Below are 12,600 nucleotides of genomic sequence, written 5' to 3' on the forward strand. Positions count from 1 at the left end.
CTCCAATCGAAGATTGTGTAGTATTTGGTGATAATTTTAATGACAAAGAAATGTTTGATGTAGCAGGATGGAGTGTTTGTCCTAATAATGCTAAAGAAGAAATTCAAAAAATGTGTGATGAAGTCATTGGAAATAATAATGATTTTTCTGTTATTAAATATGTGGAAGATTATTACGAAAAAATTAAATAAATACTTGATAACTTAGCGAAAATTTGATAAATTATAAAGTAGCGTATTAATTACCGAAATAGTGATTTACATATGAAAAAATTTATATTTGATTACTATTAATTGTACAATGAAAAATAAAATAAAGGAGAACTTTCATGAGAGGAAGAAGAAATGAGAAGAAAAAGTTCAGTAGAATAATAGCTTTCTTGTCATTAGTAGTTATTATCCTTACATCAATAGGATTAACATCAAAATCTAATGCTGATAAAGTAAATCTTGGACTAGATCTTCAAGGAGGATTTGAGGTACTATACCAAGTAGAACCTCTTAAAGATGGTCAGACTATAGATGAAGCAGCTGTAAAAGCAACTGCAGATACTATTAGTAGACGTATTAACATACTTGGGGTAAGTGAACCGGTTATTACTGTTGAGTCAGGAAATAGAATCCGTGTTGAACTTGCAGGAGTTAAAGACCAAGAAACAGCTCGTAAAGTATTATCGACACAAGCAAATCTTACAATTCGTGATATTGAGGATAAAGTTCTTTTAGATGGTTCTGATTTACAAGAAAATGGAGCTTCACAAGGATTTGATCAGAATAATAAACCAGATGTTAACTTGAAGTTGAAAGATGCTGATAAATTCGGTAATATTACTTCAGAAATTAGTAAACGAGGGCAAGGTCAAAACTTAATGGTTATCTGGATGGATTTCAATGAAGGAGATTCATTCAAAGCTGAAGCGGCTAAAGAGAAACCTAAATATGTTTCTGCTCCACAAGTAACTCAAACAATTAATTCTAAAGACGTTCAAATCACAGGGAACTTCACTGTAAAAGAAGCTAAAGAGATGGCGGCTTTATTAAACTCTGGTGCGTTACCTGTAAAACTAACAGAGATTTATTCAAACTCTGTAGGAGCTCAATTTGGAGCTGATGCGTTGAATCAAACAGTATTAGCGGGGGTTATCTCATTAGCTATTATTTGTTTATTTATGTTAGTTATTTATCGTGTTCCTGGATTTGTAGCTAGTGTAATGATGGTTGCTTACGTGTACATTACAGTGGTATTCTTCAATATGATTTCAGGTGTTTTAACATTACCTGGTATCGCAGCCTTAATTCTTGGGGTTGGTATGGCAGTTGATGCTAATATAATCATGTATGAAAGAATTAAAGAAGAAGTACGTGCAGGTTATCCGTTAAAAAAAGCATACTTAGATGGTGCTAAACAATCATTATGGACAATCTTTGACTCACAATTTACAACGGTTATTGCGGCGATAGTGTTATTTATCTTTGGGACAAGTAGTGTTAAAGGATTTGCTACTATGTTATTACTATCAATCTTAGTCAGCTTTATAACTGCGGTATTTGGAACTAGATTACTTCTAAGTTTATTAGTTAATTCTAATATCTTTAATAATCGACCAGGTTATTTTGGAGTTAGTAAGAAGAGTATTCATGAAACTAAATTTGGTATAAATTCACTGAACTTAAGTACAAAATTTGAGTGGTTAAGCTTTACTAAACATATGAAAAAATTCTTTGCTTTAAGTATTGCAATTATGATTGCTGGAACGATTTCTTTAGGTATGTATAAACTAAACCTAGGTATTGACTTTTCAAGTGGGACTCGTATTGATGTAGCTGCGAATACAGAATTATCAGTAGAGAAGGTACAAGATGATCTTAATGCATTAAAAGTAAAAGACGAAAAAATAGTTATATCACCAGATAAAAAACAGGCTACTATCCATTCAAAAGAAAGCTTTGAACAAGAAAAATCAATTGAAATAAAAGAATACTTTGCTAAAAAATATGAAAAAGAAGCAAACTTAAGTGTTGTATCACCAGTGATTGGTAAAGAATTAGCTAAAAATGCACTATTTGCATTATTATATGCTTCAATAGGTATTATTATTTATGTAGCATTTAGATTCGAATGGCGTATGGGGCTTACAAGTGTTATCGCATTACTGCATGACGTATGTATAATTATTTTCATAACAAGTTTATTACGACTTGAAGTAGATATTACATTCATTGCGGCAGTATTAACGATTGTAGGTTACTCAATTAATGATACTATCGTTACATTCGACCGTATTCGTGAACATATGCGCCATGAGAAGGTTTTAACAACTAAAGAACAAATTTATAAACTTGTTGACGTGTCACTAAGACAAACATTAACTCGTTCTATCAATACTGTACTGACAGTAATTATTACTGTAGTAGTTATGTTGTTAGTAGGAAGTAGTTCAATCTATTCGTTCAACGTAGCGTTACTTATCGGTTTAATTTTTGGATTATATTCATCACTATTTATCGCAGCACAATTATGGGCGGTATTAAAAGTACGTGAATTAAACAAAAAAGGAAAAATTGAAATAAATGTTCGCCAATCTCCTAGAGAGAGAAAAGAAAACGATAAAGTTTTAGTGTAGAAATATAAAGAAGATATAGAACTGAAAAATTCGGTTTTATATCTTCTTTCTCTTGCGTTTTGTTAATAAAAAGATTACAATTAACGTGTTAAGTTTATAAAAATAAAAATTTTACATTATGTTTATTTGATTATTAGTATGTTTAGATTATAGGAGCGTTTGTTATGAAGATGATTACTATTCATCCAGGAATGTGGAAAAAAGATGTTAGAAAATATGGATTTGAATCTTCTCAATTAGCAAGAAAAAAAATATCAGATTATTTAGGCTGGGAGTATATTTATATATTGACAGCACCACAAGTCCGTGAAAATTGGAAAAATGGTTATGAAAAGATGGGATTTCAGAGTAATGAGATAATTAATATATGTAATTATCAATCAGATATAGGTCATGATGATTTAAGTGTCTTACCGGAAGAAATATTTATAAAATATCCTAATGCAAAAGTGAATCAAATTAATGGATTTGTAGCAAGTGTGGAAGAGGCTGGAGAAATACTATATTTCACATCTGGTTTATATATGAAAAAGAAAAACAATGATGAGCTTGAATGGTATAATAAAGATGGTTCAGTGGTTCTTAGTGGTAGAAAATATGATCCTAAAAGAGAAGTTACGCCTATAGAAATATTAAAAGCAGATTATATATATTTTAAAGATAATATGTGGCTAACTACAGAGGAATTGTTGATTAAACTATTAATAGATATAACTGATAGTCAAGACATTATTATTAGAGATCAATACGATGAAGTTTCTCCGAAATTATGGCGTTATGTAGAGAATACTAATAAGAATTATTATGAATATATACATAATAATGCTCTTGAAAATATATTAAGTAACTTACGTAAAAAGACAAAGTATTTAGTTGCATCAGAAATATTGGCAGATATATTGAAAGATCAAGGTTATAAAGCTAAGTTTATGCCGCCGATGATAGTAACAAAAGATAAAAAGCCAATTACTGAAAGAAAAAATCCAAGATCTTATTGTTACGTTGGGAATATGACTGAAAATAAACGATTAGGTTTTGTAGTAGATGCATTTAGTACATTATATAGAATGGAAGTAGATGTAGAAGTAACTCTGTATGGTGGTGAAGAGGATTTAATAAGAGAAAAATATCCACACATAACACCTAATATAAAAATAGCAGGGTATATGGATGAAGTACCTTATTGGAAACATGATGGATACATATCAGCATCGAAAAGAGAATTATTTGCCAATGCATGTGTTGAGGCTATGAGTAATGGCTTAATATGTATTTTATCGAATGTTGATATAGCTCATAAGTATTATGCTCACTACAATAAAGACATAAAACTATTTGATACGAGTTATGAACTTATGGAGATAATCAAAAATTTATACTATATAAATGAAATAATGAATACTGATAGTACTGTTGCTTTTGTAGAAAAATATGATATAAGCAAAGTTTCTCAAATGTATACAAAATTGAACGGGCAAGATAAAAAAACAAAATAATAATTGTAAAAGTATATTATAGATAACTGATATCTATAGTATACTTTTATTTTTTCATAAAAAATTATAATGTAATTTTAGTTTTAAATTGATTTTGATTATTTCTAATGATATAATAGTAAAGCTTGATAAATAAATAGATTTTCAATAAAATTGAATGAACAATTATGAACTGATTTATGGAGAGAAGGTAAAAAATGAAGAAACAAGGAAATGATAATATACAAAAATTTTCATTAAGGAAATATAAAGGTATTGGAGCAGCTTCTGTATTATTAGGGATGTTGTATCTAGGAGCTAGTCCGGTATTGGCAGAGGAAGCCGCCCCTAATGAAGCAGTATCGACTCCTACCGACAAAATTGAAATGGAAACTTTAAGTAATGCTGCTGGTAGCTATACGTTGCCAAAAAAACATATATTTAATGGTTTAGGTAATACGTATCTATCTGGATATGATTCTAATACTAAAAAGTACTATAAATTTTTTTATACTGGTGAACAAAAAGCTTATGATGATTTTAAGTATGTAGAAAATGGAATTATCCAAAAAAAAGGATTGGAAACATTTAAGGATACAAAGGTATCATATGTAACAAAAAAAGATGAAACAATAAAGGCTACCACTGATATAGAAAATGCCATAGTTAATGATAAGATTCCTGACTCTAGTGTGGATTATACAATTCGTGGTCTTTTTGGGAAACGATATGAAGGTAAGATACATAGTCTAACTAATACTGACTTAGATAAATTAAAAGAATCAGATAAAATCATAAAAACAAATGAAGGTACTTATCATAAAATAGAAACTATAGTAGAAAAAGGAGAAGGTACTTCGAAAGAAGCAATCTTTAATAATGTTACTGTTCACGCAAATCCAACTAATCTTCATAATGAAGATGGAAGTATTCGTTATGAGAATATTAAAGATGGTGCTAGAGTTTGGTTGGTGTCGGAAACTTCTGAAAATCACTATGATAAATACGTATTAGCCACAAAGCCAACTGGTGCAAATGATACATGGGCAACTGAGACTTTTAAAAAAGCTGAGAATAAGGCAAAAGTTTTTACAAAAGAAAATGTAAGTGTTGATGGAGGTATTAAAGAAGGCGACACTATCCTTATTGTTGAAAAAAATGAGGTAGCGTTAAGGGAGAGTGTTTCTATAGCTACAGAACAGCGAGCTTTCACAGAAGGAGCTTATTATAATGAAAAAGCTCTAGAAAGTGGTTTAGCAGATCTTTTCGAAACAAGAGCAAATGAATTAAAACACGAAAGTGAATATACTACAGTAACTCCAAAAACGTGGGAAGAGATTTATAAAATTAAGTTGCTTAATAAAGCTAAAGTAGATGATAGAAAAAGACCTATCTATTCTGAAACTCAGTCTTTTCATGGTTATATTAGAGAAAAAGATGGTTTCAAAGAATATAACGATATTGAAACCTATATTTCTAAATTAAAAGAAAAATTTGGAGATACGGAAATAAGAACGGGATGGAATCAAACACGAGATATTATAGAACCCAAATTTAATGGTAATATAGATGAATATAAAGACACGGTTAACTATCAACGTGAAAAAGAATATGTAACAAGATTTACAGAAGCCCATAAAAATATTCAATATGTAGACAAAGTGCCTACAGATGCAAACTTTGTAAAAAATGTATTTGAAGTAAATATTTGGTTTAAGTATGGAGATAGAAATAGAGATGAAAACTATCCAAGAGAAGAGGACGATAACTCTGAATCTACTGAGAAAAAATATTTAGCTTATATATCAGGAAACGGAGTTGATGGCTTTTATATGCAAGATTATCATGATTATAAATACCAGTATAATCTAGGTCAATTGTATAAAGAATATGAAAAAGATGGTATTATATATAGAGTTGAATCTGTGACAAAATATGATCAATATGCCTTTGTTTCTCAACCAATCTACACTACAATTGAATATTACGATTTATACCAACCAACGCGTGCCTACCACATTAGTGATAAATTAACGAATATTAAAAATATCTATGCTAAAGAAGAAGAATCAGTGACAGAAAATAAAGGTAGTGTTATTGTTAAGTATGAATTAGCGGATGGAACTTCTCTTAAAGAAAGTGTGGATGTTGTTAAAGATGCGGTTGTATCGTCTACAGAAGAAAAATATTATCTAGATAAGGATAATAATAAAGTAATTGTGGGAATACCAACGACAATAAATAAAGATGTTCCATATGATGCGACAACATTAAAACTACAAGAAATTACTAAAAATGGTAAGAAATATAAATTAGTAGGACTGAAAACTGGTTCTCCGGCTGAGACAGGAAAAGTCGTATCAGGAACTACAGAAATTACCTACGTTTATAAACAAGCTAGTGCAGGAAATGTCTTTGAGAAATACATGCTAGAAGGAACTACTACTGAAATAGCGATGGAGAAACAGCTGAAAAATAATACATCGATAGGAGATATTTATACTTCAACTCCTCCAAAAGCATACACGGTAATCAAAAAAGATGGGAAAAGCTATATTTACAAAGGACACCGTGCAACATCGGCACCTGAAACAGGAACTGTTGATGAAGGGACAAAGACAGTTATTTATGATTTTGTAGAGCTTATCGCAGAAAAAGGTGAGCCCGATAAACAAGATAATTTGCCAGAAGGTGTAATAAGTGAAAAAGGTGAACCAGAAGTGCAGGAAGAGTTGCCAGAAGGTGTAGTTACAGGAAAAGGTGCTTCAACTATTCACGAAATAGATAAACTAATAGTAACGCGACATATCACAAAAGACGATGGTTTCGATATAATTCCACCTGTTAAGGGGAAAATAGAACCTGAATGGAATTTTGTTGATGAAAATGGAAGGCACTACAAGTATATTGAAACAAAAGAATATGATGGAATAATCACGCATTATTACAAACAAATAAGTACCAATGGTAATATCAAAGTAATAGAAACAACGAAACAAGAAGAGACGAAGGTTACCGAGAAAGCTATTAAGCTCAACACGTTACCAAATACAGGTAATAACTCAACAGAGACAATAGGTTTAGGTGTATTAAGTTTACTCGGTGCTGAAATTATTAGAAGAAAAAAAGAAAAGAAATAATCGTATTTAATAGCTATATATCTTAAATTATAATATACAAAAAACAGGGAATGAAAATCCATTCCTGTTTTATGGAGTGATATTCTAATATTTGAATAAGTTATTTGAGAGAAGGTAAAAAATGAAGAAACAAGGAAATGATAAAATACAAAAATTTTCATTAAGGAAATATAAAGGTATTGGAGCAGCTTCTGTATTATTGGGGATGTTGTATCTAGGTGCTAGTCCAGTGTTGGTAGATGAAGATTCAAAGGCAACGGCTAAAGAAGAAGCCGTATCAAATCCTACCGACAAAATTGAAATGGAAACTTTGAGTAATGCTGCTGGTAGTTATACAATGCCGAAAATGCATGTGTTTAAACTTTATGGTGATTTATTACCAGAGGATAAATACACGGAAGAAAGATATGCTAAAAAACATGTTGATTGGGAAGGAAGAGCTTATGAAGAATTAAAAAAAGTAGAAAGTAATGAAGAAAATGTAAGACAAAAAGGATCGGATACATTTAAGGATACAAGAGTATCCTATGTTACTGATAAGAATGAATTATTAAAAGATGAAGAAGACCTTAAAATTAAAGAAAATAATCAAGATATTTTAAGTTCAACTTTGAATTATAAGATAAGAGGTTTATTTGGAAAACGTTATGAAGGAAAAATAACACATTTAAATGAAGATGTTTTAAGTAAACTGAAAGAAGAAGATAAGGTTATTGAAAAAAATGGCGAAAAGTACCATAAGATTGATACAAAAGTAGAGAAAAAAGAAGGGACTTCTAAAGAAACGACGTTTAATAACGTTACTGTTCATGCGAATCCAGAAAACCTGTATAATGAAGATGGAAGTATTCGTTATGAAAATATTAAAGATGGAGCAAGAGTTTGGTTAGTATCGGAAACTTCTGAAAATCATTATGATAAATATGTATTAGCCGCAAAACCAACTGGAGCAAATGATACATGGGCAAGAGATACTTTTAAAAATGGTGAAGATCAAGCAAAGGAATTTACCAAAAATAATGTAGATTCAGATGGTGGGATTAAAGAAGGAGATACGCTTCTTGTCGTTGAAAAAAATGAAGTGGCTATAAAAGGGTGGATGCAATCAGCAGAGGAGAAAGAAGCATACACAATAGGAATAGTTTATGATGAAGCCTCTTTAAAAACGAATCTCGAACACTTATTAGATCTTAATTTAATTGATTTTCGATATGAAGAAAATCCAAAATTTAATGAGCAGATCTCTTCTGTGAATAACTTAGATTTTCAAAATAAAAATAAAACGTTTGATGAATTATATAAAGATAGACTGAAAAAATATTTTGTTGCGGACAATCAAAAAAGACCTATTTATTCTAATAAACAGTTATTTAATGATGCTTTTATAAGAAATAATGGAGGAACTAAGAAATATACGGATATTGAAGAATATCTTTCAGAATTAAAAAAACGATTTGGTGATGGTCCCATCAAAACAGGTTGGGATAGTAAAAGAGATAAAATAGAACCAAAAATTCTTGGGAACATAGAGGAATTTAAAGAAACTTCTAATTATGAGAGTGAAAAAGCCTATTTAGAAAAATTTAAAGAAGAGCATAAAAATATTCAATATGTAGACAAAGCACCTATAGATGCAAATTTTGTAAAAAATGTATTTGAAGTAAATGTAGATTTACAACTAGGTGATCGAGATACTGATCCAGAGTATCCAAAAATGGACCCAGAAGATCCAACTTCAGAACGTTCTGATAAATTATTTTTAGCCTATAAATTAGGTTTTCACCCAAATATGGATAACGCTCTTTCTAAGTATGAGAAGTTTCAGTATGGATTAGGACAACTTTATAAAGAATATGAAAAAGAGGGTATTACATATAGAGTTGCGTCAATCACCCGAGATGACTTTCATATTTATATAGGTATAGATGATTACACTGAAATTCATTACTATAACCTATACCAACCAACTCGTGCCTACCACATTAGTGATAAATTAACAAATATAAAAAACATCTATGCCAAGGAAGAGAAAGAGATAACTGAAAGTAAAGGTAGCGTTATTGTTAAGTATGAATTAGTGGATGGAACTATGATCAAAGAAAGTGCAGATGTTGTAAAAGATGCAGTTGTATCATCTACAGAAGAAAAATACTATCTAGATAAGGATAATCAAAAAGTAGTTGTTGGTGAGCCGAAAACAATATATAAAGATGTTTCATATGATGTGACAACATTAAAACTACAAGAAATTACAAAAAATGGTAAGAAATATAAATTAGTAGGACTGAAAAATATTTCTCCAGCAGAATCAGGAAAAGTTGTGGAAGGAACTACTGAAATTATTTATGTATATAAACCAGAAACCTCTGGAAATGTTTTTGAGAAGTACATGATAGAAGGAACGAATACTGAAATTGCGATGGAGAAACAATTAACAAATGAATCATCAATAGGTGTTGCTTATACTTCAACCCCTCCAGAAGCATATACGGTCATCAAAAAGGCCGGAAAAACTTATATTTACAAAGGACATCGTGCAACATCGGCACCAGAAAGTGGAACAGTTGATGAAACTACAAAGACGGTTATCTATGATTTTGTAGAGCTTATCGCAGAAAAAGGTGAGCCCGATAAACAAGATAATTTGCCAGAAGCAGTTATAAGTATCAAAGGTGATTCAACAATTCATGAGATAGATAAACTTATAGTAACCCGTTATATCACAAAAGACGAAGGTTTCGATATAATTCCACCTATTAAGGGGAAAATAGAACCTGAATGGAATTTTGTTGATAAAAATGGAAGGCACTACAAGTACATTGAAACAAAAGAATATGATGGAATAATCACGCATTATTATAAACAAATAATTAGCAATGGACATATAAAAGTAATAGAAACAACAAAACAAGAAGATTTGAGAAATACTGAGAAATCAATAAACCCTAATATATTGCCGAATACAGGTAATAACTCAACAGAAACAATAGGTTTAGGTGTGTTAAGTTTACTTGGTGCTGAAATTGTTAGAAGAAAAAAAGGAAACAAGGAAAACATATAATAATTATATATGTATAATTATTATATAAGACAAAATTAGGTCTAGAAAATTTAGATTCGCTATTTGATTTATATAATAAAATCGGGTGATGGGAAAAATTTCCCATTACCCGATTTATTTTCAATATTATTGATATATACTTTAGCATAACCTATGCTAGCAAGTTTCGCCACCTCAAGATGAACCAGCTCCTGCTGTACAACCGTAACAGTGCATACCAGTAACAATTCTACGAACACCCGTATGATTATCTACAAGCTGACTCACATGGTTAATTTTTCCAGAGATTTTAAGTTTCTCAATATAGTTAAAGTCACAATCATATAAGGAACCGTCAGGCCCAACAGAAATCATATTTCTGCACATTAGACCGGGTAGAGTTGCAGGATTATATGCCTTATAAAGTTTGTTCATATATCCTTCATATAAATCTTCTCTATGTAAAAATTCAGAGAATCTACCTATAGGATTGTTTGTTATTGCGAATAGGTTATTAAAAACAATTTCAAAATTGTCATAAAGTTTTTTCTTATAAGTTTTTTCTAGCGCTTCTTGTTTAGGAGGTAAAAACGCTCCATTTGGATTATAGACTAGGTTTAAGATAAGGTCTTCTTTTTTTCCATAACCTAGTTCATTTAGTCTTCTTAGTACTTCTATTGACTTAGGAAAAACACCTTTTCCACGTTGTTTAGTCACTACTTTTTCATTATAGTAGGGTAGAGATGCTACTACTTGAACTTTTAAGTCACGGTATAATTCAGGTATATCTCTATATGCTGGGACATCAAGGATAATAAGATTAGTTCTTACAATTACAGTTTTAGCATACTGAGAAATTTCTTTTAAAAACCATCTAAAGTTTGGATTCATTTCAGGTGCACCGCCTGTAATATCCATCGTTTTATATTTACCAACTTTGAATGCTTCGATTATCTGTTCAAAAGTTTCTCGAACCATATTATTTTTTCTAGTAGGTCCACCATCAACGTGACAGTGATTGCATGTAATATTGCATAAACTACCTACGTTAATTTGCATAACTTCAGGAAATTCTTCAGTTAATAAATATTGTTTTTCCTCAACTTGGTCAAAAAATTTTGGAATATTTAACTCTGTCATAAGATATTAATTAGTTAACTTATCCGATAATTCTTTACTTTGAAGACCGTGTACCAGAGTAATACCAGCTTTCATTGCTGCTGCAACATGTATAGCTTCTGCGATTTGATCTTGATCGCATCCTTCTTCTAAACAAGTACTAGTATAAGCATCAATACAATAAGGACAAGCTTCAGCATGGGCTACAGCAAGTGCGATAAGTGCTTTTTCACGAGTTGTTAGTTCACCTTCAGCCATTACATTCCCGTAGTAATTCATGAAGTTTTTCCAATAATCAGGTGCGTCTTCACCAAATTTTCCTTCACCAAATTCAATTAGATGTTTCTTTTTAAAATAATCTGCCATATTTATTCTCTCCTTTAAAAATTGAATATAAATTTATTATATGTTAGTTTGCATAAATAATCAATGAAATTGTTCGACTTATATAATATGAGAATTTAGTAATAATAATTTCTCGTGAAAAACAATTTTATAGATTTACCTAATATCTTTATACATTTTAGCTATTTCTTCAACTGGGACTCCCTTACGATACATTTTTTGATATTGTTGCATTTGCCACATTGTCTTTACAGTATGATTTTTATATCTTCTTGTAGAGGTTGTAATAGGAGAGTCAATTACTGTAATCTTATAACTTAACGCACTTAAATCCTCTGAGAGTTTATAATCTTCCATTAAAGGCATATCTTTATATCCTCCAACTTCTTCAAATACTTTCTTTGATAGAAATATCGCTTGATCTCCAAAAGCAAGGTTAGTAATACTTGCACGCATATTAGAAACAAGAGAATTTACCCACATAGGAAAGCTACTTGGATGGAACCTAATCTTAAGGCATCCAACTTCAGTAGGGCAGGCAAGAACTTTTTCTATTACATCTTTTTGAAGAACACTATCACAATGAATAAACCATAGGATATCACCTTTAGCAATTTTTGCACCGTAATTCATCTGATTTGCTCGACCTTTCTTATCAGAAAGATGATATGAATAACCAAAATAAGAAAGTTCATCTAGGATTTCTTTTGTCTTATCTGTAGAACCACCATCAATGAATAATACCTCGTGTTCTTTTATATTATGCAAACAATATAGATTATAAACGAAATCACGTATTGTTTTTTCTTCGTTATAAATTGGCACAATAATAGTAATCATAAATACACTCCTAAAATA

At 30.6% G+C, this 12,600-nt stretch carries 8 protein-coding genes; 5 read left to right on the forward strand and 3 right to left on the reverse strand.

Annotated elements, in window-relative coordinates; genetic code table 11:
- The 5 genes from RWQ73_RS06680 to RWQ73_RS06700 all read left to right on the forward strand — a co-directional run.
- A partial coding sequence (locus RWQ73_RS06680) for an HAD hydrolase family protein (protein ID WP_314407522.1) occupies positions 1 to 191 on the forward strand: 191 nt, incomplete at its 5' end.
- A gap of 137 nt (positions 192 to 328) precedes the next feature.
- Positions 329 to 2,623 carry a protein translocase subunit SecD gene (gene secD, locus RWQ73_RS06685; protein WP_314407523.1) on the forward strand — a complete coding sequence of 765 codons (2,295 nt, stop codon included), beginning with the start codon at positions 329 to 331 and terminating at the stop codon, positions 2,621 to 2,623.
- Between the two features lie 164 nt (positions 2,624 to 2,787).
- Complete coding sequence (locus tag RWQ73_RS06690) at positions 2,788 to 4,119, forward strand: glycosyltransferase (protein WP_314407525.1); 1,332 nt, start codon at positions 2,788 to 2,790, stop codon at positions 4,117 to 4,119.
- A 197-nt stretch (positions 4,120 to 4,316) separates the two neighbouring features.
- The gene (locus RWQ73_RS06695) at positions 4,317 to 7,238 is read left to right on the forward strand and encodes a YSIRK-type signal peptide-containing protein (protein WP_314407526.1); all 2,922 of its coding nucleotides are present in this window, start codon (positions 4,317 to 4,319) and stop codon (positions 7,236 to 7,238) included.
- A gap of 121 nt (positions 7,239 to 7,359) precedes the next feature.
- Positions 7,360 to 10,299 (forward strand): YSIRK-type signal peptide-containing protein, encoded by a 2,940-nt coding sequence (locus RWQ73_RS06700; protein WP_314407528.1) that lies wholly within the window; start codon positions 7,360 to 7,362, stop codon positions 10,297 to 10,299.
- Between the two features lie 174 nt (positions 10,300 to 10,473).
- Here RWQ73_RS06700 and arsS read toward each other — a convergent pair whose 3' ends face one another.
- From arsS to RWQ73_RS06715, 3 genes are all read right to left on the reverse strand, one after another.
- Complete coding sequence (gene arsS, locus RWQ73_RS06705; protein ID WP_314407529.1) at positions 10,474 to 11,418, reverse strand: arsenosugar biosynthesis radical SAM (seleno)protein ArsS; 945 nt, start codon at positions 11,416 to 11,418, stop codon at positions 10,474 to 10,476.
- Between the two features lie 6 nt (positions 11,419 to 11,424).
- The gene (locus RWQ73_RS06710; protein ID WP_003144831.1) at positions 11,425 to 11,763 is read right to left on the reverse strand and encodes an arsenosugar biosynthesis-associated peroxidase-like protein; all 339 of its coding nucleotides are present in this window, start codon (positions 11,761 to 11,763) and stop codon (positions 11,425 to 11,427) included.
- Between the two features lie 135 nt (positions 11,764 to 11,898).
- On the reverse strand, positions 11,899 to 12,582 hold the full coding sequence (locus RWQ73_RS06715) for a TIGR04283 family arsenosugar biosynthesis glycosyltransferase (protein ID WP_314407530.1): 684 nt from the start codon (positions 12,580 to 12,582) through the stop codon (positions 11,899 to 11,901).
- Positions 12,583 to 12,600: the final 18 nt, after the last annotated feature.

It is taken from the genome of uncultured Gemella sp., assembly GCF_963525875.1.
Taxonomy (GTDB): Bacteria; Bacillota; Bacilli; order Staphylococcales; family Gemellaceae; genus Gemella.